The following is a 25,760-nucleotide window of genomic DNA, read 5'->3' as shown; positions in this document are numbered from 1 at the left end:
CAACCTTTCGGCGCCGCCCCCATCATCCGAAACGCCGCGCAAAACGGGCGAACAGACCGCCATCGCGCAGGAGACCAATCTGGCCCGCCGAGCCAACATCGGCGTGGGCAGGAAAGCGGGCGATCCCCTCGCCCGGATTGTCGATTTCGATGACCAAATCGCTGGAATCCGCGCCCAGCCGGTCGATGCCAAGGATGGCGATGCGGCTTTGGGCGCTAACCAGCCCTGCGGCATCCTGATCCCACACAATCGGCAGCACACCCATTGCCACCAGATTGGCGCGGTGGATCCGCTCGAAACTGCGCGCGATGACGGCCCGGATGCCCAGCAGCGCGGTGCCCTTGGCCGCCCAGTCGCGGGCCGAGCCTGTGCCATAGCGCGCCCCGGCAAAGACCAGCAGCGGCACGTCTTGCGCGCCATAGACTTGCGCCGCGTCGAAGACCGAACGCTCCACGCCGTCCGGCCCCAGCGCCCGGTTGCCCGCCCCGCCCGCCAGATGGTTGACCAGCCGCGCATTGTCGAATGTCCCGCGCAGCATCACGCGGTCATTGGCACGCCGCTCGCCATAACTGCCCGGATGGTCCTGCCCATGCGCGCGAAGCCATGCAGCGGCGGGGGATGAGGGCGCAATCCGGCCGATGGGCGAGATATGATCGGTGGTCACATTGTCGCCCAGGACCAGCAACGCCCGCGCGCCATGCAGGTCGCCGGTCAGACCTTGCGCCGCGCTCTGGAAAAAGGGCGGACGCAGAACCATGGTCGAGGCCGGGTCCCACGGGAAATGAAGGCCGTCGGGCGCGTCGAGATCCGCCCATGCCCCGTCCACCGATGGTCCATCGGGCGCATCGGGCAGACCATGCAGAACCGCCGCCACCTCGCCCGCATCGGGCCAGAGATCGCGCAAAAACACCGGAGCGCCGTCGCGATCCGTGCCCAAAGCGTCCTGCGCCAGATTGACGCCCATCCGCCCTGCCAGCGCGGCGGCCACCACCAGCGGCGGCGAGGCCAGATAATTGGCCCTGATCGCGGGATGGATGCGATTTTCGAAATTGCGATTGCCCGACAGGACCGCCGCCAGCAAGCGCTCTTCCTCCATCGCCTCCGGTTTGAGATCGCCCGAATTGCCAACGCAGGTGGTGCAGCCAAAGCCGACCACATGGAAGCCCAGCGCATCAAGGCTTTCCTGCAATCCGGCGCGTTTCAGCATGGCCGCGATGCGCGGCGATCCGGGGGCCAGCGAGGTCTTGACCCATGACGGCACCGACAGGCCCCGCGCCACCGCCTTTTGCGCGATCAGGCCTGCGGCCACCATCAGCGCCGGATTGGCGGTGTTGGTGCAACTGGTGATCGCGGCAATGGCGACAAGGGCGTCCTTCTCCTGCGGGAAATGTTCGCGCAGCGAGGCCGGGACCGCCCCAAGAGGCACGATCTGCTGGGGCCTGCTCGGCCCGGCCATCACCGGCTCCACCCAATCCAGATCGAGCGTCAGGCGCCGCGAATAGCGCCGTTGTGGTCCGGCATCACGCCACAGGCCGGTTGTGCGCGCATAGGCCTCGTAATCCTCCACCGGGCGGCCCATCGCGGCCATATAGGCAAGCGTTGCCCCATCCACCGGGAAGAGCGCGGCCGTCGCGCCATATTCGGGGCACATATTGGCGATCGCCGCCCGGTCGGGCAACATCAGATGATCGAGCGCGGGGCCGGAAAATTCGACGATCTGGTCCACGACATCGGCCTCGCGCAGGCGCGCGGTGATGTACAAGGCCGCATCCGTGGCCGTCACGCCATCGCCCAGCGCCCCTTCCAGCCGCACCTCGACCACGCGCGGCAAGGCGATCGGCACCGGCGCGCCCAGCGCGGCCAGTTCCGCCTCGATCCCGCCCACGCCCCAGCCCAGCACGCCCAGCGCATTGACCATCGTGGTGTGGCTGTCGGTGCCGATCACGGTTTCGGCGATCCATTGCCCGCTGTGACGGACGCAGCCGCTGGTCAGGCGCTCCAGATTGATCTGGTGACAGATGCCCTGTCCGGGCGGCACGATATTCAGGCGGTCAAACGCGCGCTCGGCCCATTTGAAAAAGCGGTAGCGTTCGCCGTTGCGGGCATATTCCAGCGCCAGATTGCGCGCGGCCGCATCGGGCGAGCCGCTGTAATCGACATGGACCGAATGGTCGATCACCAGATCGATGGGGATGGCCGCATCCACCGTTTCGGGCCTGTGCCCATGGGCAACCGCATGGTCGCGCAGCGCCGCCAGATCGGCAAGCGCGGCCACCCCCGCCGTATCCTGCATCAGGATGCGCGAGGGGCGAAAAGGGATCTCGGCCTCCGCCGCGCCATGGTCAAGCCATTGACGGAAATGGGCGACATGGGGCGCGGGATCGGCCTCATGGGCCAGAATGTTTTCCAGCAGGATGACCAGCGAGCGCGGCAGGGCTGCCAATGCCGCAAGGTCGGCATCATTCAGACGTGAGAGCATGGGATCAGCCCGCCGCGATCCGGGCGCGCAAGGCCCGCAAGCTGCCCCCGGTCTTGACCTTGCCCGGCAACGGATGACCCACGATGCTTTCGGCCAGACGCGCGCATTCGGCCAGTTTTTCAAGGTCGATGCCGGTTTCGATGCCCAGTTCCTCGCACAGGAACACGAAATCCTCGGTGGCGATATTGCCCGCCGCCCCGCCATGCGCGGCAAAGGGGCATCCGCCCAGCCCGCCCACGGCCGCATCATAATGGCGCACGCCCATTTCCAGTCCCGCCATCGCATTGGCGATACCCAGCCCGCGCGTGTCGTGCAGATGGAGCGAGAGTTCAAGATCGGGCCAGCGTTCACGCACCGCGCCCACCACGCGGCGAATGCGTTCGGGCGTGGCCCATGCCATCGTGTCGGCAAGGCCCATCAGGCTGAGGTTCTCGCCATGATCGGCGGCAATCGAGAGCATATCGCCCACCAGCCCCACCACGCGGGCCGGATCGACATCGCCCTCGAAATTGCAGCCAAAGGCGGCGGTGACAAAGCCAGTGCGCACCGGGATGTTATGCGCCTGATACATGGCGATCAGCGCGGGCTGGGCCTCGCGCTGCTGTTCTGGCGTGCGGTTCTGGTTGCGCTTGAGAAAGGCGTTGGAGGCATAGAGCGTGAGCTTGCCTTCCAGATCGAGCCGCCCGGTGGCGATGGCCCGCTCCAGCCCGCGCTGGTTCAGCCACAACCCGCTGTAGCGCACCCCCGCACGCGGCGTCATGCCCGCCACCACGGCCTCGGCGTCGGCCATGCCCGGCACCTTTTGCGGATGGACAAACGAGGTCACCTGAATAAGACCAACACCTGTATCGGAAAGCGCATCGACCAGCCTGATCTTGTCGGCGGTGGGGATCGGGGCGCGCTCGATCTGAAAGCCTTCGCGCGGGCCTTCCTCCTTGATGAAAACGCGGGGGGGCAGGTTGGTCATTTTTGTTCTCCCGAAACGGAAATGGAGCAAAAGCGAGCGGGGCCATTGACATTTCGCACCATTGTTCTGCTATACAGAACATGGGTACAAACGAGTGCAAGGCGGAACCGAAACATGAATTCAAAGCCTGGGGTGGCGGCGGTTGATCGCGCGCTGGATATTCTCGACGCCTTCCGCGCGGGCAAACCGGTGCTGACGCTGGCCGAAATTGCGCGGATCACGGGGCTTTACAAAAGCACGATCCTGCGCTTGTTGGGCAGCCTTGAACGCTATGGCTTTGTCTGGCAGCGCACGGACGGCACCTATCAACTGGGTGCCAGCCTGCTCTCCTTTGCCTCGGTGTTTCAGGATTCCTTCGACCTGCGCCATTTTGTAGAACCGGTGCTGGAACAACTGGTGGCCGACACGTCCGAGAGCGCGACTTTCTACATCCGCGACGGCGAGGATCTGGTCTGTCTGTTCCGCGTCGATGGCAGCAATGTGGTGCGCGATTACAGCGTGCGCCCCGGATCGCGCCGCGAATTGAACAAGGGCGCGGCCAGCGTCACCCTGCTGCAATTCGACGCGGGATTGCGCGCGCCCATCACGCGCGAGGCGATGGTGGTCGTCTCGGTGGGCAATGTCGATCTGGACATGGCGGCGATCGGCGTGCCGGTGTTCGGCGCCAATGGCGTTCTGCAGGGCGCGATCACCCTGTCCGGTCCCAGCCTGCGCTTTACGCAGGAGCATGTCGCGCGGCTCGCCCCCGTGGCGGTGGAGGCGGCGATTGCGCTGTCGTTGCGGCTGGGGGCAACGCCGGGCCTGCTGCCCCCGCCGGCCGCCGAATAGGGCGACCATGGGTCAGATCGCCCCGTCGGCTTTCAGGCGCTCCAGCGCGGCCTGATCGCGGCCCAGTTCGCCATAGATCCGCGCGTTATGTTCGCCCAGCCAAGGCGGGGGGCAGCGCGCGGTGGGCTGGCTGTCGGCAAGGTCAAAGCCCGCGCGCACCACGCGCACGCCGCCGAAATCGGCCCCGAAATCGCCTTCTGGCATGGCGATATCCTGTACCAGATCGCGCGCGGCAATCTGGGGATGGGCCAGAATTTCCGGCACGGTCAGGATGCGCCCCGCCGGAATGCCATGGGCGTTGAGCAGGTTTTCCCATTCCTGCGCGCTCTTGGCGGCCAGCGCCTGTTCCAGCTCGGCATTGATCGCGGCGCGGTTGGCCTTGCGCGTCTCGCGCTCGGCAAAGCGGGGGTCGGTGGCCAATTCCGGCCGCCCGACCAGTTCGCACAGTTTTTCAAACTGCTCCTGCTTGTTGGCCGCAATGTTGATCGGCCCATCGGCGCAGCGGAAGGCGCCCGACGGCGCGGCGGTCATGTTCTGATTGCCGATAGGCCGCGCCTCGACCCCGGCGATCAGGTAATTGGACACAGCCCAGCCCATGGCCGAGAGCGTGGCGTCCAGCATCGAAAGATCGATAAAGGCCCCCTCGCCTGTCCGCCCGCGCTTGACCAGCGCGCTGACCACCGCAAAAGCCGCCGCCATCCCGCCCAGCGTGTCGCACAGCGGATAGCCCACGCGCAAAGGTGCGGTATCGGCGTCTCCGGTTATACTCATCACGCCCGACATGCCCTGAACGATCTGGTCATAGGCCGGGTTGCCCGCCAGCGGCCCGTTCTGACCAAAGCCGGAAATCGCGCAATAGATCAGTGCGGGGTTGGCAGCGCGCAGAGCCTCATGGCCAAAGCCCAGCCGGTCCATTACGCCGGGGCGGAAGTTTTCGACCAGAACATCGGCGCTGGCCACCAGATCGCGGAACAGCGCTTTGCCCTCGGGGTGTTTCAGATCGACCGTGACGGAGAGCTTCCCCGCGTTCTGCGCAAGGAAGCTTGTACCCATTAATTGTGCATTGAGCGCGGGTGAGGCGCCCAATTTGCGCGCCAGATCGCCGTCCTTCGGGTTCTCGACCTTGATGACCTCGGCCCCCAGCAATGCCATCTGATAGGTGGCATAAGGGCCGGAGAGAATATTGGTCAGATCGAGAACCCGAATGCCCGACAGCAGGTCGGCGGGGGGCCGCTGCGCATGATCCGTCACGCTCAGATCTCCGCCGTGTTCACATCATAGCGATAGAGCCAGTCATAGCGGTCGCGGATCGGATCGCGGCTCCATTCGCTCTCCATATAGGCAACCGCCCCCTCTTCGGTGGCCAGCGCCGATTCATGGAAACGGGCGGTGTTTTCCTTGGCCCCGCGCACCATGGCGCTGGTGCGCTCGACGCGCGCCTGTTCATAGCGGTGCAGCGCCTCGACCGGATCGGCATATTTGTCGAGGCAGCGGCCCAGCACCACCCCGTCCTCGATCGACATGACCGCGCCCTGCGCCAGAAAGGGCAACGTGGCATGGCAGGCATCGCCCAGCAGAGTGGCGCGGCCCACGCTCCACGTCTGGCGCGGGGCGCGCTCCATGAACGCCCATTTCATCACCGAGGGCGCGGCCTGAATCAGCGTCTGCACATCCTCATGCCATCCGGCGAAATCGCGGGCGCATTCCTCGTTGGAACCTTGCGTGTACCAGCTCTCCACCTGCCAGTCATCGCGCTCGATGGTGCCGATCATGTTCATCAGCTTGCCGCCGCGCAGGGGATAGTTGACCAGATGGCCGCCCGGCCCGATCCAGGTCCAGCCCAGCATGTCGCGCAGCCGTTCGGGCAGGCGCTCCATGGGGATGACCGCGCGCCATGCGATCATGCCGGTGAACTGCGCCTCGTCATCGCCGAACAGGCAGCGGCGCACGGTGGATTTCACCCCGTCCGCGCCCACCAGCAGGTCGCCATCGGCATGGGTGCCATCGGCGAAATGCAGGGTCACGCCATCCTCGCGCACGTCGATATTGCTGACCGCCTTGGCCAGATGGACCGCGTCGGGCTTGATCGCGCGCACCGCGTCGATCAACGTGGCGAGCAGATCGGGGCGATAGACCGTCAGATAGGGATAGCCGTATTTCTCGACCGCCTGAGGGCCAAGGTCGAACATCGGCCATGCGCGGCCCGTGTTCCACAGCCGGAATTCCTTGCGGCGCGGCGCGCATGAGGCGGCCTTGAGCGTTTCAAACACGCCCAGCGCATCAAGGGCGCGCGATCCGTTGGGGCTGATCTGAACCCCTGCGCCCACTTCGCCCAGTTCAGCGGCCTGTTCATAGACCTCGACATCATAGCCCCGGCGCAGCAGCGACAGGGCCGCCGCCATGCCTCCGATACCGCCGCCCGCAATCAGAACCTTGAGAGATTTTGTCATATATCGCTCCCCAAACTCGTGAATTTTCAAAATGGTGGGCGCGCAGGGTCAGTCCGCCGCGCTGCGCAGCCAATCAAAAGCTGCCATCACCGGCGCGTCCGAAACCTTGAGCAGCAGCGCATCGCTTTGCGCCCGGTGGCGATAGGGCCGCCATGCCGGGATCGCGACCGTGTCGCCAAAGCTCCAGTTGAAGGTCTGGCCGTCGATTTCGGTCTGGCCATGGCCTTCGACCACGGCGTAGATGATGTTGGCCGTGGTGCGGCATCGCGCGGTTTCCCGCCCGGCGACCAGCCTTTGCATATCCAGCCGGATGGTTTTCAGCGCCGGATCGCCCAGTTGCACCGAGGCATGGGCATCATCGACCGCCCCCGCCACGTCGAGCCGCGCCAGCGTATCCTCGCGCCGGAACGCCAGCGGCGAGCTGGCCACCGGCACAGGGTCGGCCTCGACCCCATCGGGATGGGGCTCATAAAACATCGGTTCGAGCAGATGGACCAGCGGAACGTCGAGAAAGTCCATCCAGTAGCAATCATCCGGCCCGACATTGTCATGCGAATGCCACGCCCATGCCGGCGTCAACAGCACATCGCCCGGCCGCATCTCCACCTGATGCCCGTCGACCACGGTATAGGTCCCCCGCCCCTCCAGAATGAGGCGCAGGGCGTTGGGCGTGTGGCGATGGGCGCGGGCGGTCTCGCCGGGGCGGATCATCTGATAGGCCGCCACCATCGAGCGCAGCGTCGAATAGACATTGCCCTCAACCGGGTTGAACATGGTCAAATTGCGCCGCTCGGCCTTGTCCGTGCCGATCAGTTCACCCGCGCGGGCCAGGATCGGCTTCACATCGGCATAGCGCCACTGATGCGGCAGAAAATTGGCGCGCGGCTGGGCCCAGAGCGCGGGGAACCGGCGGTGCCAGCCCCCCTCCATGTTGAGCGCGGTGAAGGCGGCGTAAAGGTCATCGAGCGTGGCAATGTCGGCCATGGCGCGTTCAATCCTGCTTGATGATAGGCGGGACGTAGGGCGCGGCGAAAACCTCGCTGGCCCCTTCGGTGCCCTGCACGACATCGACGCTCATTTCGCCAAGGCGGGTGATGGAGATGCACACCTTGTCGCCATCGACGATGGGAGCGACGCCTTGCGGCGTGCCGGTGGCGATGATGTCGCCCGGCTGCAGCGTCATCACGGCTGAAGCCGTCTCGATCATGCCGGGAATGTCGAGCACCAGATCGCGCGTATTGGCGTGCTGGCGCAGCTCGCCATTGACCCACAGGTTCATCTCAAGCTGGTCGGGATCGGGCACTTCATCGGCCGTGGTGATCCACGGGCCGACCGGGCAGAACGTGTCATAGGCCTTGCGGAACACGCGCTCTTCGCGGCCGCGCACCACCATGTCCATCAGGCAGGCATAGCCGAACACCGCCTCGCGCCAGTTTTCACGCGGGACCGAGCGGCAGGTCTTGCCGATGATGATGCCCAGCTCCGCCTCATGATGCACCTCGCGCCCCGGCACATGGGGCAGGACCACCGGATCATTGGGGCCGGACACCGAGGAAGAGGGCTTGAGGAAAAATCCCTGATTGGTGGCGCGATAGCCGGCCTGCATTTCGCGGCCATGGGCATGATAATTGACCGGATAGGCGATGACCTTGTTGGGCCAGGGCACAGGCGTTTCCAGCCGCACATCGGCCAGCGCCTTGCGCGGCGCGGTGGCCAGCGCGGCCTCGATCCGGGGGCGCAGGGCGGCGAAATCGCGGATCAGCACCAGCGGGCCGACCGGCGGCCACTGGGCGGGATCAACACCGCAGACCTGCGTCACATCGGCGATTTCGTCGCCCACACAGACCCCGATCCGGCCACCATCAAATCTTGCGAGACGCATTGCTTATTCCTGTTCTATCTAAAAGAACGATGTTCTTTTTATAAACGAGTCGACGATGAAATCAACTGTATTCATGACCGCGAATGCGTGATTTTCTTCCCCGCCAACGGGGCGCGGCCAAGCAAAAGGGCGCGCGAAAGCGGATCGCGCGCCCTTTCCCGTCACCCCTTGATCGGGGCGTCAGCCGTTAGAATTTGGCGCGCACACGGGCGCCCCACGTGCGCGGCGGCGCAATGTCATGGCCATTGTAATTGGCGATGAAGGGATATTGCTGGGTGCCGGTGTAAACGGCGGTATTGCCGATGTTGCGGACAAAGGCCTGAACCGAGAAACGGTCGCCCGGCGCGTAATAGGTCAGGCTGGCGTTGAACAGGGCATAGGCATCGGCCCGCGCATTCTCGACAAATTCGGCCGAGAGCCAGCGCGAGGAGGCAAAGCTCATATCCGGCGTGAATTCCACCCGCGCGCCGTCCTTCAGGTCAAACGTGTGGGTGTAATTAACATTGCCCGAAAACTTGGGCGTGCGCGGCAATTGGAAGCCGTTGCAATTGACCGTCCAATAGCCGATCCGCGCATTGCCGCCCGTGATCGGGGTCACGCCGCAGGTGGTCGTCGGATCGGGGCTGGCTGCGCGATAGACCTGATAGGAGAAGTCCTTGTACTTGCTCTCGGTATATTCGACGCCGACATGGAAGGAGTCATTCATCGTCGGGCGCAGCGTGGCCTCCAGCGTGATGCCCTTGGCCACGGCCTTGCCCGCGTTGAACAGCGAGGAAACCTGCGCGCCGCCGCGGTCGAGCTGCGAGAAATTCTCCTGCCGGTTCTTGTAGTCCATATAGAACAATTCGGCGTTGATCAGCAGCAGGCGGCCAAAGAAGCGGTTCTTTGAACCGATCGTATAGGCGGTCACGTCCTCGGGCTTATACGGGTCGATGTCGGCGTTGGATTGCCCGCCCGATTTGAAACCGGTGACGACGCTGGCATAGAGCATGTTCTGGGGCGTCACGTCGAATTCCACGCCCGCCTTATAGTTCAAGCGCTTGGCCGAATAGGTGCCCTTCACCCACGTGCCCGACGAGGTCAGGATCTCGCAGGAACCGCCGATCGCCGTGCCGCCCGCCGGACAGGCCAGGCTGCCCGCGATGGCATAACGGTGGCCGTCCACCGACTTGGTTTCATCGGTATAGCGCAGGCCCGCCGTGGCGCGGAAACGGCTGGTCAGCGAATAGGTCGCCTCGCCGAAGGCGGCATAGGCGCGGGTGTTCAGCTTGGCGATAAAGGCGGTGTCGGACGCGCGGCCGAGGCGGACGGCATTGTAGCTATCCTGATCCTCGTTGAAATAATAGCCGCCCAACACCCATTTGACGCGATTGTCGGCATGGCCAAGGCGCACTTCCAGCGTCTGGCCTTCCGAGACGGACGGCGCGCCGGTGAAATAGTTGTTCGTGCCGAAATAGAGCGCGGGCATGACCAGCGAGTCTTGCGTCACGCGCTGATAGGCCGGGATCACGGTCAGCACGGCCGGGCCAAGATTCCAGTCGATATGGCCGTTGATGCCCAGCACATCGACGTTCTGATAGACCTTGCTGGTGTCGAGCGGATAGATGCCCGGAGGCGCCGTCACGCTGCCGATCAGCGTATTGAGCGACTGGTTGATCGAGGTCCAGCGGTTGGCCGGGATGATCGGCTGGGGATTGGTGATGCCCGGCGCGTTCGGAGCGGTCGGCTCATAAACCACCTTGCCCGGACCGCGCCCGCCCAGATGCTGATAATTGACGCCAAGGCGCAGCGTCAGCGCTTCGGTCGGCTGGGCCTTTACCTGAAGGCGCAGCGCGTGATGCTTGTCATCGTCGGTGCCATCGGTGATATAACCATCGCGCGACACACCCTGGAACGAGGCGCGCACGGCCACTTTCTCGCCCAACGGGATGTTGATTGCGCCTTCGGCATTATAGCCGTTGTAATTCTGGAAACCGGCGCTGACATAACCCTCGAACTGGCCCAGTTTGGGCTGGACCGGGATGATGTTGAGAGCGCCGCCCGTGGCATTGCGGCCATAAAGCGTACCCTGCGGACCCTTCAGCACTTCAACGCGCTCAAGGTCATAGAAGGTGGCGGCGACAAACTGGCTGCGCGCGGCAAAGACGCCGTCATAGACCTGCGCCACGGCAGGGTTGGAATAGCCCGTGGTCGAGAAGTCGCCTGCGCCGCGGATATAGACCTGAATCGCGCTGCCGCCCTGCGTGATCTGAACACCGGGCGAGAGGCGGGCCAGATCGGTCGCCTGCGCCACACCCGCGCGGGTCAGCGTTTCGGCCGAAAGCACATCAATGGAAACTGCGGTCTTTTGCGCGCTTTCCTTGCGGAACTGGGCCGTGACGACGATTTCGTCATTGGACGGGGCCGGCGGCGCGTCTGCGGCCTGGGCCATGGCCGGCAGCAAAGCGCTGGCCGCAACGCCCAGCAGGAACATCGCCGCGCGATCGCAACGTTTCATCTCAATCCTCCCCATTCATTTCATGGTTATCACAATTCACCGGCACCAGAAGGAGCGGCTTTAGTCGCGTTCTTTCTGGTGGAATGCCATTCTTATAAAATGCGATTCACGCTCTGTCAATCAAAGATGATTACAGGTGTATTCACCATCAATGCACTGATTTACCTCATGTTTATCCTTTTCACGCCCTATCTGGACAGCCCGCCCGAGTCACGATAGAACAGCATTCTATTTTCAGCGCGACTCCCCCAACGCGCCTTTGGGAGACGATGACATGACAACATTCCCTGACGTTCCGGCCTTCACCGGCTTCAACACCCCCTCGCGGGTGGAGGCGAACGTCCATGACCTTGACGTGCGCGGCACGATCCCGCACGAAATGGACGGCTGCTTCTATCGCGTTCAGCCCGAGCATCAGTTCCCGCCCCTGCTGGGCGATGACATCGCGTTCAACGGCGACGGCATGATCTCGATGTTCCGCTTCAAGGATGGCCGCGTCGATTTCACCCAGCGCTGGGCCAAGACCGACAAGTGGAAGCTGGAGAATGAGGCCGGACGCGCGCTGTTCGGCGCCTATCGCAATCCTTTGACCGACGATGAAAGCGTCAAGGGCAAGATCCGCGGCACCGCCAACACCAATGCCTATATCCACGGCGGGCGGCTCTATGCTCTGAAAGAAGATAGCCCCGCGCTGGTGATGGACCCGGTCAGTCTGGAAACGCAGGGCTACACCGATTTTGACGGGCGGATGAAGGGCGAGACTTTCACCGCCCATCCCAAGACCGACCCGGCCACGGGCAATATGTGCGGCTTTGGCTATGCGTCCAAGGGTCTGCTGACCCGGGATATGACCTATTACGAGATCAGCCCCGAGGGCGAGTTGCTCTATGACGTGTGGTTCGAGGTGCCCTATTACTGCATGATGCATGATTTCGCGATCACGCCCGATTATGCGCTGTTTTCGGTGATGCCGATGACCAGCAGTTGGGAGCGCCTGAAGGCAGGCAAACCCCATTTCGGCTTTGACACCTCGCAGCCCACCTATCTGGCCGTCATGCCGCGCAAGGCGGGCACCACCGCGCAGGACATCCGCTGGTTCAAGGGCGGCAATTGCTTCACCGCCCATGTGATGAACGCGCATCAGGACGGCACGAAACTGCATCTCGATCTGCCCGTGGCGGCCAACAACATGATGCCCTTCTTCCCCGACATCAACGACGCGCCCTTCGATCCGGTGGCAGGTGCAACCTATCTGACGCGCTGGACCGTCGATCTGGCTCAGAACGAGGAGGAATACCGCTCGCAGCGCCTCTCCGACATGATCGGCGAATTTCCCCGCATCGATGATCGCTTTACCGGGCAAAAGAACCGCTATGGCTGGATGGTCGTGATCGATCCCTCTCAGCCGGTCGAGCTGAAAGGCGGCAGCGCGGGCGGCTGGGTGATGAACACGCTGGGCTTTGTCGATCTGGAAAGCGGCGCCGAGCAGAAATGGTGGTGCGGCCCGGTCTCCTCAATCCAGGAGCCATGCTTCGTCCCCCGCCCCGGATCAGACCGCGAGGGCGACGGCTGGATTGTTATGGTCTGCAACCGTCTGGAAAACCGCAGCAGCGACCTGCTGATCTTTGAGGCCACCAATATCGCGGCAGGGCCCATCGCCACCATCGCCATCCCGGTGCGTCTGCGCTTCGGCCTGCATGGCAACTGGGCCGAGGCTGGCGCGGTGAAGGCTTTGGAAGAAGTGTGAAGGATGGGAAAGAGCGGGGGCTTTGGCTCTCGCTCTTTTTCTTGGGGAAGGATGCCTCCGGCGGGCAAAGGGACTTGTCCCTTTGCAATCCCGTTAATGGGGTGGTGTTTGGTTGGACGCCGGGCGCGAAATAATTAAAGCCTGCGGCGCGGCAAACTCGTGCTTGTCTGCGCCGCAGGCTTTAAAATTTCAGAGACTGGGACATCAACCTCGGCTGCCACCTTGACGCAGCATAGACAGTAACGGGATTGCAAAGGGTCGAGACCCTTTGCCCGCCGGAGGCCCCTTTAATATCCTTACCCCTCGATCCCCCGGCAAACCATATCGGCCAACATCCCAACCGCCTCATTCCAGTCGAGCGAGGCCAGATCGAAACCCATCACCCCGGCCAGACGCTCACCGCGCGCGAGGGGGTAGATATAGACGCCCAGCACCACATTCATGGCCAGGAAGAAGCGCGCCTCGTTGAGGTCAGGCAGACATTGGCGCAGCAGGCCGATCACCCGTCGCCGGACCGGCTCGGCCAGTTGGCGGGTGATGAGGCGGGCCTCGTCGGAAGGATCGACGAGGGCAAGGCTGTAAATGCGGTGGCTTTTCTGCACATCAGCCCCCTCGCCCAGCATGGCCGAGCCGAAGAAGGCCGCGATCACCGCACGGGCCGAAAGTTCGCCCGAGGCCTCGATCACATCGAAACCGGCGTTTTGCGCGGCATGGATCGGGTCGAAGTGGCGGCGGAACACCTCGGTGAACAATTCCTGCTTGCCGCTCCAGTTGCGGCTGAGCGAGGCAAGGCTGGTCCCCGCCCGCGCGGCGATGGCGCGGATGGTGCAGCGGTCATAGCCGCTTTCGATAAACTGGTCGTCAGCCGCGATCAGAAACCTGTCGCGGCTGCTGCCTTCAGGCGCTTCAGCCATCCACACTGACCCGGCCATAGCGCCCATCGACATAGACCAGCGGCTCACCGCCGCCCACGGTCACTTTTTCCACCACGCCCGTCACCACCCTATGGCTCCCGAAATCCGCTGTCTGTTCAACGCGGCACAGGATAGTGGCAACGCAGGATTCCACAAGCGGCAGCCCGTCCTCCATCCACCAGTCCAGCGTGCCGAAGCGTTGCCCCGGCGCGGTGGTGACGAAGGTTTGGCAGGCTGCGGCCTGATCGGCGGCCAGAATATTGACCGCAAAGCGCCCATTGTCTTCCAAAGGCGCCAGCAAGGAAGCGGTTCGGTTGATCGCCAGCAAGAGCGAGGGCGGCTCCATGCTGAGCGACATGAAGGCCGTCATCGCGATGCCGCAGGGCGCGCCTGCCGCATCCAGCGTGGTGACCAAAGCCACCCCGCTGGCCAGCAGGCGCATGGCGGCGCGGAACTCTCCGTCCAGCGCCGCGATCATGTTCCCGCTCATTTCCACTCCACATTGGGCATGGCACCCGACTTGGCCAGAAATTCGCGCACCTGACCCCATTCGCCGTCGCGCTGGGCATACATGTGATCGCCGATGCGCGCGCGGCCCTGGCTGGTCAGATAGAACATCTCATAGAGTTCAATGCGGCTGCCCAGCGCCGAACCGGCAAAATCCCATGCCGTGCGCATGATGCTGGCGCGCTGCTCGGCGCTCATGCCTGCCGCGCCGGGCAGGTATTTACGCAACATATCGCCGATTTCGGGATCCTCGAACAGGGCCAGCGAGGGCGTGCAGAGCAGATTGTGCGAACCGATGGCCCGGATGATCTGGTTCACCCGCGTCATCCAGCCCGGCATCACGCAGCGCAGCACCGAGAGGTCGCGGTGCGGGAAAAAGGCCCCCGCGCCCCAGTCATGCGCCCGCGCCTCGGCCGCCACGATGGCCGAACGGGTCAGCGAGAGATAGGCGTGGATCTCGCCCAGCATTTCGGCCGCATCGGGCCGGGCGATGCTGTTCGAAACCTTCAGGATGCTCGAACACAGGTCATAAGCGAATTCCAGCTTCACCATCGCGCGGATCGCGGTCTGCTGCAGCGTGTTGCCCGGCGATACGCCCTGGTTGAGGTTGTTATAGACGTTGAGATCGCCTTCGCAGAACACGCGTTCATAGGGCACTTCCACATCGTCAAAGATGACAAAAGCGTCCTGTTCGTCAAAGCGCGACGAGAAAGGCGCGTCCTGCACGCTGGCATTGGTGCCGTAATGATCGCGGCAGATCTGGATCACACCTTTGGTGTTGACCGGAATCGAGAAGATCAGCGCATAATCCTCGCCGCCCGACGGGATCGGCGCCGAGGAATAGACGTAGAGTTCATCGGCAAGCGGCCCGAGCGTTGCCAGCACTTTGCCCCCGCGCACGATGATGCCGTTTTCATTGCGGCCCACCACGCGCAGCGTCAGATCGGTGTTCATCCCGGCCAGATCGCCCACGCTCTTGTCGATATTGGCGTGGACGATGGTGTGGGTCATCGAAAGGTCGCCCTCGATCACCTCGCGGTGGAATTTCTTCAGGCGTTCATAGCCCTCCGGCTTGCCCCGCGCCCAGATGTCGGCGCGCGCGGTATGGCCCGAGAGCACCACGTTCACATAGTCGGGCGTGCGGCCCAACATACCGTTGGAATAACGCGCCAGACGCTCCAGGCCACGATGGCGGATCGCCAGATCCTCGGCGCTTTTGGGCAGCATCAGGCTGACGCTCATCTTTTCGCCCGACCGTTCCGGGTCGGGAATCAGGCAATCCTCGGCATAGGTGTGCTGCCAATCGAAATAGCCTGCCATGCCATCGACCGACCCGGCAAGGCGCGGATCATTCGCCACATCAACCTTGCCATCCCCCAGATAGACGACCCGATCATCCTTCAGCCCAGCCTTATATTCGGCCCCTGTGCGCGCAGCCATTGCATCTTCTCCCAAACCATGGAAACAAGTGTATTCACGAATCGTCAAATGCTCAATGAAACACCATTCTGTCAAGTGGAACTTTGGGCATTGACGACAAGCAGCGCCGTTCATAGAATGGTGTTCTATTTTAAAAGCCCCCGTTCATGAGGGGCGCAAACACTTGGGAGAAGCGTTTCATGTCAGCCGCGATTGCGCCCGCTGTGCCGGACCCTGCCGCGCTTTCGGCCGCACAGACCCGCTTTGCCGCCGTGCTGGGGGCCGAGGCCGTACTGGACGATCAAAGCGGCCTGAGCGCCTTTCATGATCCGTTTGAAGGCCCCGCGCCCCATGGCCACCGGCCGGCGCTGGTCGTCCAACCGGCCAATGTCGAACAGGTTCAGGCGGCCCTGCGCGTGGCCCGCGAAAGCGGTCTGCACGTCTGGACCTCATCCAAGGGGCGCAATTACGGTTATGGCGGATCGGCCCCGGTTGCCGATGGCGCGGTGGTGATCAACCTCTCGCGGATGAACCGGATTCTGGACATTGACGCCACCCATGGCACCGCCGTGATCGAGCCGGGCGTCAGCTTTGCCGACCTCTATGCCGCGCTGCGCCGGGACAATGTGCCGCTGATGATGTCGGTGCCCGATCTGGGCTGGGGCAGCATCATCGGCAACGCGCTCGAGCATGGCATCGGTTATAACGTGATGGGCGATCATGCCTCGGCCCTGTGCGGGATGGAGGTGGTGCTGCCCGATGGCTCGCTGCTGCGCACAGGGCAAGGCGCGCTACCCGAAAGCCCGCTGTGGCATAGGCACAGGCGCGGTTTTGGCCCGGCGGTCGATGATCTGTTCAAACAGTCCAACCTTGGCATTGTCACCAAGGCCGGGCTGCATCTGATGCCCCGGCCCGAGGTCATCGCCACCGGCACGATCCGCTGCGAGGCCGAGGAGGACATCGTGCCCCTGATCGCCATGGTGCGCCGACTGCTGCAATCAGGCGTGCTACAAGGCGTGCCGATGCTGGTTTCCTCGCCGCCCATGGCCACAGGATCGGGCGAAGGGCGCTTTACCGCCGAAAACCTGCGTCAGGTGCTGCGGCCCGGTCGCTGGAATTTGCGCTTCGGCCTTTATGGTCACGAAGCGCTGGTTCGCGCCCGCCGCGATCTGCTGGAGCGCGAAGTGGCCGCGATCCCCGGCGCGGTGATGGAGATGCGCCAATATGCGGGCGATGCGGGGCCTGAGGACGTCGAGCCGCGCGACCTGATCGCCGCCGGAATCCCCAATCAGGTGCTGCTCGACCGGCTCAAAGGCGTGTTTGGCGACAGTTTCGGCCATATGGATTTTTCACCGGTTCTGCCCATTGATGCCGATTATGCCCGCCGCGCGGAAACCCTGCTGGGCGAGACCATGGCGCGCCATGGCCTGATCGGCGCTTTCGGCCTGCTCTGCTTTCCGCGCAGCATGGTCAGCGCCAGTCTGGTGATGTTTGATGCGGCCGATCAGGCCCGCGTCGATGCCGCCCGCGCGGCGGTCCGCCATCTGTGCGATGAAGTGGCGACATGGGGCTGCGCGCCTTATCGCGCCCATGTCGCGCTGGTCGATCATGTGCAGGGCAAATTCGCCTTTGGCCAGAACGCGATGGCCCGTTTCTACACCACGCTCAAGGACGCGCTGGACCCGGCGGGCCTGTTGGCACCGGGCAACCACGGCATCTGGGCCGGTGGCCAGCGCGGGGCATCATGACCTTGGGCAGAATACAAAAATCATTCGATTATAAAAACATATGGGATGGACCGCAGACATGCTCCACCCCGCGAGGAGAAAGACCATGAGTGGAGAGCGAATCTCCGTTGCCCAGGCGCACCGTCTGGCGCGCATGAATATCATCGCCGGATTCCTCGTGTGGGGCATCGCCTTGGCGGGCGTGTCGATGATGATGCCCGTGATGTACAATTCCATTCTCGAATCGATGCATTGGACCATCGGCGAAACCACCCGCTTCATGGCCATCAAATCGGCCACATCGGCGCTGGGCGGATTGGTGGCCGGGCCTTTGCTGGTTCGGGTGGGGGCCAAAAAGGTGCTGGTGCCCTCGGTCTTTGTGATCGGGATCGCCACCAGCCTGCTCTATTTCGCCCATTCGCTGCCGTTTTACTATGCGCTGGCCGCCGTGTCCGGGGTCTGTTCGGTGTGGAGCGTGATCGCCATTCAGGTGACGCTGGCGCGCTGGTATTCGGCCAGTCTTGGCCGCAACACCGGCTTTGCCATGCTCGGCGGGGCGCTGGCCGGGTTTATCGTGCCCATGAGCACGCGCATGGGCGTCAACCATTTCGGATGGCATGCCACGGCGGGCGCGGCGGGGCTGATCGTGCTGGTTCTGGTGGGACTGTCGATCTCGCTGCTGGTGCATGAAACGCCCGAGGCCTATGGCTATACCGCCGACGAACTGGACCCCGGCAAGGGACGCCCCACCGGCGGTGCGCCCGATCTGGGCGAGAATTTCGCCTCGTTCCGCAAGACGCCGCAATTCTGGATGCTAATTCTGGCGACGGCCATGTCGGGCGTGATCAGCAACGGCATCAACGAATATATCCCGCTGTTCATCGAAAAGCACACCACCTTGGGCGCGACAGTGGCGGCGCTGGGCTTTACCATCGTCATGCTGATTTCCGGGCTGGGCAAGATCCTGTTCGGATGGGTGTTCGACCGGCTCTCGACCAAGGGCGTGGCGCTGTGCTGGGCGCTGTGCGGCGTGGCGGCTTTGGCCACTTTCCCGCTGGCCGGTTATGCCACTTTCCTTGCCTTCACCATCCTGCGCGGCGTTTCGCATGGCGGGGTGATCGTTCAGGCGCCGGTGCTGGCGCGCCATATCTATGGGGTGCGGGCGCTGCCACAGGTCATCTCGCTGCTGACGGCGGCCTTCCATCTGGGCGCGGCGGCCGGGATCGTGGCCATCGGCGCGGGCGTGGACCGGACCGGCGGCTTTACCGTGCCCTTCATCGTGGTCGCGGCCGTGGCCTTTGTGGCGGCGGGCATCGGCTGGCAATTCCATCCGCGCCACTGGGCCGGCCAACAGGCCGCCGCTAAGGCGTGAAAGGAGAAGCCATGTCGATCCTGTTGCCCCACGGCATGAATGCCCCGGCCTTTGACAAGGCACTGGCCGATTTCCGCCGCGCGATCGGCGATCAATGGGTCCTTTCGGGCGAAGAGGACCGCCAGACCTATATCGATCCCTATGCGATGGGCGATGGGCTGGACCATGATTGCAGCGCGATCCTCGCCCCTTCGAGCGTGGAGGAGGTGCAGGCCGTCATCCGCATCGCCAATCAGCACAAGACCCCGCTCTGGCCGGTCAGCCGGGGCAAGAATCTGGGCTATGGCGCGTCCTCGCCCAAGGAGAAGGGCGACCTCATCCTCGACCTTTCGCGGATGAACCGCATTCTCGACGTTAACGAAAAACAGGCCTCCTGTCTGATCGAGCCGGGCGTGGGCTATTTCGACCTGTTCCGCCATCTGCGCCAGCATGCCCCCTCGCTGTGGATGAGCGTGCCGGGCAATTCATGGGGCAGCGTGATCGGCAATGCGCTGGATCGCGGCATCGGCTACACCCCCTATGGCGACCATTGCGAAACGCTGTGCGGGCTCGAAGTGGTGATGCCCGATGGCTCGCTGCTGCGCACCGGCATGGGCGCGATGGCCGGGGCCAAGGGCTGGCAGAGCTATAAATACGGCTATGGCCCCGGCTGGGACCAGATGTTCATGCAGTCGAACCTTGGCGTGGTGGTCAAGGCGGGCCTCTGGCTGCAACCGGAACCGGAAATGACGGCCAAGATCACGCTGGCCCTGCCCCGGTTCGATGATGCGGAATGGGCGCTCGACATCCTGTGCGACCTGCGCCGCCGCGATATCATCCAGCACAATATCGTGTTCGGATCGCCCGTGCGCGCGGCCTCGACCATGTCGCAGCGCGCCGATTGGTATGATGGCCCCGGCGCCCTGCCCGACAGCGTTTCGGAAAAGATGATGGCGAAGCTCGGCCTTGGCTGGTGGAACGCCAAGATCAGCCTGTTTGGCGATGAGGGCAGCGTGATGGCGCAGGTCGCGCTGATCCGCCGCCTGTTCGAACCGCGTCTGGGCAGCGCGCTGCAGTTCGAGATCTGGAAACGCGGCGATCCGCTGGAAAAATCGGCCACCGGCATTCCCACCACCATGGGCCTGCAATCGGTCAATTGGTATGGCGGGCGTGGCGGGCATCTCAGCTTTGCCCCGGTCCTGCCGCAGGATGGCGCGATGGCGCTGGCCTATGCCAAGAAGATCAAAGCCTATTATGAAGAGGTCGGGCAGGATTATTACGCCAGCTTTACCATCGGGCGGCGCCATATCAACAACGTCAGCCTGATCCTTTACAACCGCGACGAGCCGGAAGCCATCGCGCGCGTGGACAAGCTCTATCGCCACCTGCTGAAAGAGGCCGCCGCCAGCGGCTTTGGCGAATATCGCGGCCATATTTCCTATATGGACGAGGTGGCCGCCACCTATGATTTTGCCGATGGCGCGCTGGCGCGGCTCAACAACCGGGTCAAATCCGCGCTCGATCCCAACAACATCATCGCGCCGGGCCGCAACGGCATCGGCAGCCGCGCCCATGGGGGAGACCGGCCATGATCCGCATCCTTGCCTTTATCCTTGGGCTTGTCCTTACCCTGGCGCTGATCGCCATGCCCGCCGACGCGCAGGGCCCGGCAGCGCCGCAGAAAACAGCCCCAAAATCGGCAAACGCCACGCCCATCGCCACCACCGCGCTGGGGGCGATCACTTACGGCGCGCAATCGGCCAATCCGGGCGAAAAGCTGTTCGGCCAGAAATGCGCCTTTTGCCATATCGGCCCCAGCACCGGCAAATTCATGCTGGCCCGCCGCGTGCCCAAGGGACAGGCCGAATTGCCCGACCGGCGCGATCTGACCGCCGATTATGTCAAGGCCGTGGTGCGCAATGGTCTGGTCAACATGCCCACTTTTACCCGCGTGGAATTGACCGACCGCGAACTGGCGCAGGTGGCCGACTGGCTGGCGCGAAAGGGCCGGAAATGAGCGGGGCATATGCAACGCGCCGCGCCGTGCTGGGGGCCATGGCGGTCTTGCCGGGGCTGGCCATGGCGCCGCGCGCGCAAGCCGCCGCCGGGTTTCATTTCATCCTCGACGCGCGCCTGCCCGAAGCCGCCGCGATCCGGGCATGGGCCGATGCCGCAGGCCATCCCTGCGCCGACCCGGCAGGCGAGATCATCCGCCTGTTGATGAGCGAAAAGGACCGCCCGATGGCGGGCACGGTCATCGGCCTGACAACCTACAGCGATTACATTCTGGCCCGCGACGTGCTGCGGATGCAGGGACGGCGCTTGCGCGCGCCCCACATGCTGCCCGACGGCCTGCCCGGTGCCCAAGGGGGCGATCCTATGCTGGCCGGCCTGCGCGATGCCTGCGCGCGGCGATGCGGCTCGCGGGCCTCCTCCTTCCTCTGGCTGGCATGAACGGCCTTTGCCCCAAGGGATTTCAACGTGTCCAAGCTTGAATTCGACTATATCATCGTGGGCGCCGGATCGGCGGGCAGCGTACTGGCCAACCGGCTGAGCGCCGAACCGCAAAACCGCGTCCTCCTGCTCGAAGCGGGGGGCAAGGCCAACCATCCCTATATCCGCATGCCGCTGGGCTTTCTTCAGGCTTTGCGCAATCCCGCGCTGACCTGGCAATTTGCCTCCGAGCCGGAACCGCATCTTGACGGCAAGGTCTTTCCCCTGCCGCGCGGGCGGGTGTTGGGCGGGTCGTCCTCGATCAATGGCACCGTGCATTTCCGGGGCCATCCTTTCGATTTCGACGATTGGGCCGAACTGGGCTGCACGGGCTGGGATTACAAAAGCCTCCTGCCCTATTTCAAGCGCAGCGAGGACCATTGGACCGGCGGCAACCCATGGCGCGGCAAGGGCGGGCCGATCGGCGTGCGCCCGGTCGATGTCTCGCGCCTGATGGCCGAGGAATTGCGCGCTTCGGCCGCCCTGCAGGGTTATGCCTATAATCCCGATTATGACGGCATCGGCAATGAAGGCTGCGCAGATGTGCAGGTCGCACTGAAAAACGGCGAGCGTTGCGGCGGGGCCAAGGCCTATCTGGAACCGATCCGCGACCGCTCCAACCTGCGCGTCATCACCCATGCCCAGGTCAGCCGCATCCTCTTTTCCGGCAAGCGCGCCACCGGCATCGCCTTTGACAAGGAAGGCGTCGAGCAGACCGTCACCGCCCGGCGCGAGATCGTCCTTTGCGGCGGGGCCTATGGTTCGCCGCAACTGCTGATGCTGTCGGGCATTGGCCGGGCGCCGGATCTGGCGCGGCATGGCATCGGTGTTGTCCATGAATTGCCGGGCGTGGGGCAAAACCTGCAGGAGCATGTGCGCCTTGCCCATCAATATGACGCCGCTCCGCCCCACAGCTTTGCCCAGCAATTGCGTTTTGACCGCGCGGCGCTGGCCTTTCTGCGCTGGTATTTCCTGCGTTCCGGCCCCTTTGCCAACCAGATCGCGGCGGCCTGCATTCTGGCGCGCTCACAGGACGGGCTTGACCGCCCTGACCTTCAGATCATGTCCAGCCCGGTGCGGGTGGACGCCAATATCTGGTTCCCCGGCTTCGCTCGCCCCAAGCAGGACTGTTTCTACAACTCGATCTGCCTGCTGCGCCCCAAAAGCCGAGGCAGCGTGTCGCTGCTGGACAGTAATTTTCGCTCCGCCCCGCGCATCCATCTCAACCTGCTGGGCGATGAACGCGACTGGGACGTGCTGAAAAAGGGCCTGACGATTTCGCGGCGGATTTTCGCGCATGGTCCGATTGCCGATTATGTCATCGAGGAAACCCTGCCCGGCGCCCACATCACCAGCGACGAGGCGCTTGACGCGATGAAGGCGCAATTGTCGGGCGTGGTGCATCATCCGGTCGGCACCTGCGCGATGGGCTTGGGGGCCGATGCGGTGGTCGATCCGCAATTGCGGGTGCACGGCATAGGTGGCCTGCGCGTGGCCGATGCCTCGATCATGCCGCTGCTGGTGGGCGCCAACACCAATGCCGCCGCCGTGATGATCGGCGAGAAAGCCAGCGACCTCATTCTGCAATCCGCGCGTCAGGAGCAACAAGCATGAACCCGATTTTCGACACCGCCCGCGCGCGTATCGCCGCCCTCTCGGGCCATTTCATCGACGGCGCATGGCGCGAAGGCACGGGGGCGACCATCCCGGTCCTGGACCCGGCGCGCGAAACCGCCATCGGCGCGATTGCCGCAGGCGGGGCGGAGGAGGTCGATCAGGCCGTGCGCGCCGCGCGCCGCGCCTTTGATGCCCCGTCATGGTCCGCCATGCCCGCCGCCGAGCGCGAACGCCTGCTGCTGCGCCTTGCCGATCTGGTCGAGGAAAACCGCGACGAACTGGCCGCGATGGAAACCATCGACAATGGCATGCCCTACGGCGTTTCGCGGATGATGGCCGTGGGCAGCGCGATCAGCGCGATCCGCTATCACGCGGGCTGGCCCCGGCGGTTGACGGGCGAGACGGTGCCGATGTCAGTGCCGGGCAACTGGCATGGCTATACCACGCATGAGGCGCTGGGCGTGGCGGCGCTGATCGTGCCGTGGAACGCGCCCTTTGCCATCACCTGCACCAAGGTGTCAGCGGCGCTGGCGGCGGGCTGCACGGTGGTGCTGAAACCTGCCGAACTGGCGCCCATGTCGGGGCTGCGCCTGGCCGAACTGGCGGCGCAGGCGGGCTTTCCGGCCGGCGTGGTCAATGTCGTCACGGGGACGGGCGCCGAGGCGGGTGCGGCCTTGGTGGCCCACCCCGGCATCGACAAGATCAGCTTTACCGGATCGACCGCCACCGGCAAGGCCATCCTGCATCAGAGCGTGGGCGACCTGAAACGCGTCAGCCTCGAACTGGGCGGCAAATCGGCCAGCATCGTCTTTCCCGATGCCGATCTGGCGCGCGCGATTCCCGCGGTCGCCATGGGCATTTTCGGCAACAGCGGACAGGTCTGCGCGGCCGGATCGCGCCTGTTCCTGCATGAGGCGATCTTTGACCGCTTTATCGAGGGGCTGGTCGCCTTCACGCAAAATCTGCGTGTTGGGCCGGGCAGCGAGGATGGCGTGGCTTTGGGTCCGCTGATCTCCGCCCCCCAGCGCGACAAGGTGATGGCCTATATCGAGGCGGGCAAAGCCGAGGGCGCGACCTTGATCACCGGCGGCGATGCGCCTTCGGGGCCGGGCTATTTCGTCAATCCGACGATCTTTGTCGATGCCGATCCGTCCATGTCGATCGTGCGCGAGGAAATTTTCGGTCCGGTCCTCTCGGTCATGAAATTTGGCGATGATGACCTCGATGCGCTGGCCGCGCGCGCCAATGACAGCATTTACGGTCTGTCGGCCTATGTCTGGACCGCCAATCTGGCCAATGCCCATGCGATGGCGAAAAAGCTGCGTTCCGGGTCGGTCAAGATCAACGGTTCAGGCATGGAATTTGCCCTGCCCTTTGGCGGGTTCCGACAATCGGGGCTGGGCCGCGAACATGGACGGCATGGGGTGGAGGCCTTTACCGAGGTCAAGTCGGTGATGGTGGGTTGGTAATATCGGCGGCATTGGCGATGCCGATCCCATAAAAATTTGCGGGTCATGTCACAATGCGCCGGCCCGTCTCGTCATGGTGGCATCTCTGTCAAAAAGGATATGCCCCATGACCCCCCGCCTTGATCTTCACCATGCCTCGCCCGACATCTTCAAGGCATGGTATGCCTATTCGCTCAAAGTGGCCGAATGCGGGCTGGAAAAGCCGCTGCTGGAACTGGTCAAGATCCGTGTCTCGCAGATAAACGGTTGCGCCAATTGCCTGAACATGCACACATTCGACGCGCGCCGGGCGGGCGAAAGCGAGCAGCGCATCCATCTGCTGGCTGTATGGCGCGAGGCCCCGTGCTATACACCGCGCGAACGCGCCGCCCTCGATTGGACCGAGCATATGACCCAGATCGCCACCTGCCGCGCCCCCGATGCCTTGCATGAAGCCCTGGCCGCCCAATTCACCCCGGCCGAGCAGGTGCAGTTGACGCTGGCCATCAATGTCATCAATGGCTGGAACCGACTAGCGGTGGGCTTCAATTTCTATGCAGCGGACATGGGCTGGAAATGAATCAGGCGGCCTGCCGGATCTTTGACGCGCAGCGGACGGGTCTGCTGCGCGTCGCCTACCGCATGCTTGGCTCGCTCGCCGATGCCGAGGATATCGTGCAGGACGCCTTTCTGCGCTGGGGCCTCGTGGATCATGCGCAGATAGCGGTGCCTGCCGCTTTTCTGCGCCGGATAGTCACGCGCCTGTGCCTCGATCATCTGAAATCCGCGCGGGTTCAACGGGAAAGCTATATCGGCCCGTGGCTGCCCGAACCGGCGGTCGAGGAGGATCTGGCCGAGGATGTGACCCTGCCCCTTTTGCTGGCACTGGAGCGCCTATCGCCGCTGGAGCGGGCGGCCTTTCTGCTGCATGACGTGTTTGGCGAGAGTTTTGCCGAAGTCGCCCTCATCCTTGACCGCAACGAAGCGGCCTGCCGCCAACTGGTCCTGCGCGCGCGAACCCATGTCCGTGACGCGCGGCCCCGGTTTCCCATCAATCATCATCAGGGCAAGGCCATCGCCAACGCCTTTTTCGAAGCCTCGCAAAAAGGCGATATGGCGCAATTGAGCGCGCTTCTGGCGCGCGATGTGCAATTCCATGCCGATGGCGGCGGAAAACGGCCCGCAGTGGCGCGGGTGCTGCATGGCGCCGCCGAATTCCTGCGGGCGCAGGCCGCATTGGCCCGGTTGCGCCGCGCCCCCTCAGAGCTTTTGCGCGTGACAACGATCAACGGTCTGCCCGGTTTCATCACGCGCGAACCCGACGGCCTGCTGCAGACCACGGCCCTGCTGATCGAGGAGGGGCGCATCCGGGCGGTCTATGTGACCCGCAATCCCGACAAACTGCGGCATCTCCATTAACCGCCCGGCCCCGGA

21 protein-coding genes are annotated in these 25,760 nt (G+C 63.9%); 11 read left to right on the top strand and 10 right to left on the bottom strand.

Going from position 1 to position 25,760, the window contains the following annotated elements:
* Nucleotides 1-22: 22 nt before the first annotated feature.
* Nucleotides 23-2,479, bottom strand: coding sequence for an aconitate hydratase AcnA (gene acnA / locus PQ457_RS17995; protein WP_273620230.1), 2,457 nt, complete (start codon nt 2,477-2,479; stop codon nt 23-25).
* Between the two features lie 4 nt (nt 2,480-2,483).
* Complete coding sequence (locus PQ457_RS17990; protein WP_273620229.1) at nt 2,484-3,446, bottom strand: hydroxymethylglutaryl-CoA lyase; 963 nt, start codon at nt 3,444-3,446, stop codon at nt 2,484-2,486.
* A gap of 114 nt (nt 3,447-3,560) precedes the next feature.
* On the opposite strand from PQ457_RS17990, the gene PQ457_RS17985 reads away from it, so the two are divergent.
* Nucleotides 3,561-4,274, top strand: coding sequence for an IclR family transcriptional regulator (locus PQ457_RS17985; RefSeq protein WP_273620228.1), 714 nt, complete (start codon nt 3,561-3,563; stop codon nt 4,272-4,274).
* A 12-nt stretch (nt 4,275-4,286) separates the two neighbouring features.
* On the opposite strand, the gene PQ457_RS17980 is transcribed toward PQ457_RS17985, so the two are convergent.
* The 5 genes from PQ457_RS17980 to PQ457_RS17960 form a co-directional block, all read right to left on the bottom strand.
* Nucleotides 4,287-5,525, bottom strand: coding sequence for a CaiB/BaiF CoA transferase family protein (locus PQ457_RS17980; protein WP_273620227.1), 1,239 nt, complete (start codon nt 5,523-5,525; stop codon nt 4,287-4,289).
* A 2-nt stretch (nt 5,526-5,527) separates the two neighbouring features.
* Nucleotides 5,528-6,724 (bottom strand): FAD-dependent monooxygenase, encoded by a 1,197-nt coding sequence (locus PQ457_RS17975; protein ID WP_273620226.1) that lies wholly within the window; start codon nt 6,722-6,724, stop codon nt 5,528-5,530.
* A gap of 48 nt (nt 6,725-6,772) precedes the next feature.
* Nucleotides 6,773-7,708 (bottom strand): cupin domain-containing protein, encoded by a 936-nt coding sequence (locus PQ457_RS17970; RefSeq protein ID WP_273620225.1) that lies wholly within the window; start codon nt 7,706-7,708, stop codon nt 6,773-6,775.
* A 7-nt stretch (nt 7,709-7,715) separates the two neighbouring features.
* Complete coding sequence (locus PQ457_RS17965; RefSeq protein WP_273620224.1) at nt 7,716-8,606, bottom strand: fumarylacetoacetate hydrolase family protein; 891 nt, start codon at nt 8,604-8,606, stop codon at nt 7,716-7,718.
* Between the two features lie 187 nt (nt 8,607-8,793).
* Nucleotides 8,794-11,103 (bottom strand): TonB-dependent receptor, encoded by a 2,310-nt coding sequence (locus PQ457_RS17960; RefSeq protein ID WP_273620223.1) that lies wholly within the window; start codon nt 11,101-11,103, stop codon nt 8,794-8,796.
* 274 nt (nt 11,104-11,377) lie between these two features.
* On the opposite strand from PQ457_RS17960, the gene PQ457_RS17955 reads away from it, so the two are divergent.
* Nucleotides 11,378-12,850 carry a lignostilbene-alpha,beta-dioxygenase gene (locus PQ457_RS17955; RefSeq protein WP_273620222.1) on the top strand — a complete coding sequence of 491 codons (1,473 nt, stop codon included), beginning with the start codon at nt 11,378-11,380 and terminating at the stop codon, nt 12,848-12,850.
* A gap of 296 nt (nt 12,851-13,146) precedes the next feature.
* On the opposite strand, the gene PQ457_RS17950 is transcribed toward PQ457_RS17955, so the two are convergent.
* From PQ457_RS17950 to PQ457_RS17940, 3 genes are read right to left on the bottom strand one after another with little or no spacing between them, the layout of a single operon-like run.
* Nucleotides 13,147-13,764: a TetR/AcrR family transcriptional regulator gene (locus PQ457_RS17950; protein ID WP_273620221.1), complete on the bottom strand. Its 618-nt coding sequence runs from the start codon at nt 13,762-13,764 to the stop codon at nt 13,147-13,149.
* Nucleotides 13,757-14,254, bottom strand: a complete 498-nt coding sequence (locus tag PQ457_RS17945; RefSeq protein WP_273620220.1) for a flavin reductase family protein — start codon at nt 14,252-14,254, stop codon at nt 13,757-13,759. Before PQ457_RS17945 ends, PQ457_RS17950 begins: the two co-directional genes overlap by 8 nt.
* The gene (locus tag PQ457_RS17940; protein WP_273620218.1) at nt 14,251-15,711 is read right to left on the bottom strand and encodes a 4-hydroxyphenylacetate 3-hydroxylase N-terminal domain-containing protein; all 1,461 of its coding nucleotides are present in this window, start codon (nt 15,709-15,711) and stop codon (nt 14,251-14,253) included. The genes PQ457_RS17945 and PQ457_RS17940 overlap by 4 nt, the downstream gene beginning before the upstream one ends.
* Before the next feature lie 179 nt (nt 15,712-15,890).
* Between PQ457_RS17940 and PQ457_RS17935 the strand changes: the two genes are divergently transcribed.
* The 9 genes from PQ457_RS17935 to PQ457_RS17895 all read left to right on the top strand — a co-directional run bounded on the left by PQ457_RS17935 (nt 15,891) and on the right by PQ457_RS17895 (nt 25,745).
* Nucleotides 15,891-17,438, top strand: a complete 1,548-nt coding sequence (locus tag PQ457_RS17935; protein WP_273620217.1) for an FAD-binding oxidoreductase — start codon at nt 15,891-15,893, stop codon at nt 17,436-17,438.
* Between the two features lie 85 nt (nt 17,439-17,523).
* On the top strand, nt 17,524-18,789 hold the full coding sequence (locus PQ457_RS17930) for an MFS transporter (RefSeq protein ID WP_273620216.1): 1,266 nt from the start codon (nt 17,524-17,526) through the stop codon (nt 18,787-18,789).
* A gap of 11 nt (nt 18,790-18,800) precedes the next feature.
* Entirely contained in the window at nt 18,801-20,360 is a 1,560-nt protein-coding gene (locus PQ457_RS17925; protein ID WP_273620215.1) for an FAD-binding oxidoreductase, read from the top strand.
* Entirely contained in the window at nt 20,357-20,785 is a 429-nt protein-coding gene (locus tag PQ457_RS17920) for a c-type cytochrome (RefSeq protein ID WP_273620213.1), read from the top strand. The genes PQ457_RS17925 and PQ457_RS17920 overlap by 4 nt, the downstream gene beginning before the upstream one ends.
* Nucleotides 20,782-21,222, top strand: coding sequence for a hypothetical protein (locus PQ457_RS17915; RefSeq protein ID WP_273620212.1), 441 nt, complete (start codon nt 20,782-20,784; stop codon nt 21,220-21,222). The genes PQ457_RS17920 and PQ457_RS17915 overlap by 4 nt, the downstream gene beginning before the upstream one ends.
* Before the next feature lie 27 nt (nt 21,223-21,249).
* Nucleotides 21,250-22,875 carry a GMC family oxidoreductase gene (locus PQ457_RS17910; protein ID WP_273620211.1) on the top strand — a complete coding sequence of 542 codons (1,626 nt, stop codon included), beginning with the start codon at nt 21,250-21,252 and terminating at the stop codon, nt 22,873-22,875.
* Nucleotides 22,872-24,347, top strand: coding sequence for an aldehyde dehydrogenase family protein (locus PQ457_RS17905; RefSeq protein ID WP_273620210.1), 1,476 nt, complete (start codon nt 22,872-22,874; stop codon nt 24,345-24,347). The genes PQ457_RS17910 and PQ457_RS17905 overlap by 4 nt, the downstream gene beginning before the upstream one ends.
* Nucleotides 24,348-24,453: 106 nt before the next feature.
* On the top strand, nt 24,454-24,906 hold the full coding sequence (locus PQ457_RS17900; protein ID WP_273620209.1) for a carboxymuconolactone decarboxylase family protein: 453 nt from the start codon (nt 24,454-24,456) through the stop codon (nt 24,904-24,906).
* The gene (locus tag PQ457_RS17895) at nt 24,903-25,745 is read left to right on the top strand and encodes a sigma-70 family RNA polymerase sigma factor (protein ID WP_273620208.1); all 843 of its coding nucleotides are present in this window, start codon (nt 24,903-24,905) and stop codon (nt 25,743-25,745) included. The genes PQ457_RS17900 and PQ457_RS17895 overlap by 4 nt, the downstream gene beginning before the upstream one ends.
* Nucleotides 25,746-25,760 lie beyond the last annotated feature (15 nt).

Source organism: Novosphingobium humi (assembly GCF_028607105.1).
Classification (GTDB): domain Bacteria; phylum Pseudomonadota; class Alphaproteobacteria; order Sphingomonadales; family Sphingomonadaceae; genus Novosphingobium; species Novosphingobium humi.
The sequence above is the reverse complement of the archived record's forward strand: the minus strand, read 5'-3'. Positions and strand labels throughout refer to the sequence as shown.

Bases quoted from the DNA above. Each gene is read 5' to 3' on its own strand.
- PQ457_RS17955 (WP_273620222.1), top strand. From the start codon at position 11,378: ATGACAACATTCCCTGACGTTCCGGCCTTCACCGGCTTCAACACCCCC.
- PQ457_RS17945 (WP_273620220.1), bottom strand. From the start codon at position 14,254: ATGAGCGGGAACATGATCGCGGCGCTGGACGGAGAGTTCCGCGCCGCC.
- PQ457_RS17900 (WP_273620209.1), top strand. From the start codon at position 24,454: ATGACCCCCCGCCTTGATCTTCACCATGCCTCGCCCGACATCTTCAAG.
- PQ457_RS17975 (WP_273620226.1), bottom strand. From the start codon at position 6,724: ATGACAAAATCTCTCAAGGTTCTGATTGCGGGCGGCGGTATCGGAGGC.
- PQ457_RS17990 (WP_273620229.1), bottom strand. From the start codon at position 3,446: ATGACCAACCTGCCCCCCCGCGTTTTCATCAAGGAGGAAGGCCCGCGC.
- PQ457_RS17985 (WP_273620228.1), top strand. From the start codon at position 3,561: ATGAATTCAAAGCCTGGGGTGGCGGCGGTTGATCGCGCGCTGGATATT.
- PQ457_RS17925 (WP_273620215.1), top strand. From the start codon at position 18,801: ATGTCGATCCTGTTGCCCCACGGCATGAATGCCCCGGCCTTTGACAAG.
- PQ457_RS17930 (WP_273620216.1), top strand. From the start codon at position 17,524: ATGAGTGGAGAGCGAATCTCCGTTGCCCAGGCGCACCGTCTGGCGCGC.
- PQ457_RS17895 (WP_273620208.1), top strand. From the start codon at position 24,903: ATGAATCAGGCGGCCTGCCGGATCTTTGACGCGCAGCGGACGGGTCTG.
- PQ457_RS17965 (WP_273620224.1), bottom strand. From the start codon at position 8,606: ATGCGTCTCGCAAGATTTGATGGTGGCCGGATCGGGGTCTGTGTGGGC.
- PQ457_RS17905 (WP_273620210.1), top strand. From the start codon at position 22,872: ATGAACCCGATTTTCGACACCGCCCGCGCGCGTATCGCCGCCCTCTCG.
- acnA (WP_273620230.1), bottom strand. From the start codon at position 2,479: ATGCTCTCACGTCTGAATGATGCCGACCTTGCGGCATTGGCAGCCCTG.
- PQ457_RS17935 (WP_273620217.1), top strand. From the start codon at position 15,891: ATGTCAGCCGCGATTGCGCCCGCTGTGCCGGACCCTGCCGCGCTTTCG.
- PQ457_RS17970 (WP_273620225.1), bottom strand. From the start codon at position 7,708: ATGGCCGACATTGCCACGCTCGATGACCTTTACGCCGCCTTCACCGCG.
- PQ457_RS17960 (WP_273620223.1), bottom strand. From the start codon at position 11,103: ATGAAACGTTGCGATCGCGCGGCGATGTTCCTGCTGGGCGTTGCGGCC.
- PQ457_RS17915 (WP_273620212.1), top strand. From the start codon at position 20,782: ATGAGCGGGGCATATGCAACGCGCCGCGCCGTGCTGGGGGCCATGGCG.
- PQ457_RS17920 (WP_273620213.1), top strand. From the start codon at position 20,357: ATGATCCGCATCCTTGCCTTTATCCTTGGGCTTGTCCTTACCCTGGCG.
- PQ457_RS17940 (WP_273620218.1), bottom strand. From the start codon at position 15,711: ATGGCTGCGCGCACAGGGGCCGAATATAAGGCTGGGCTGAAGGATGAT.
- PQ457_RS17950 (WP_273620221.1), bottom strand. From the start codon at position 13,764: ATGGCTGAAGCGCCTGAAGGCAGCAGCCGCGACAGGTTTCTGATCGCG.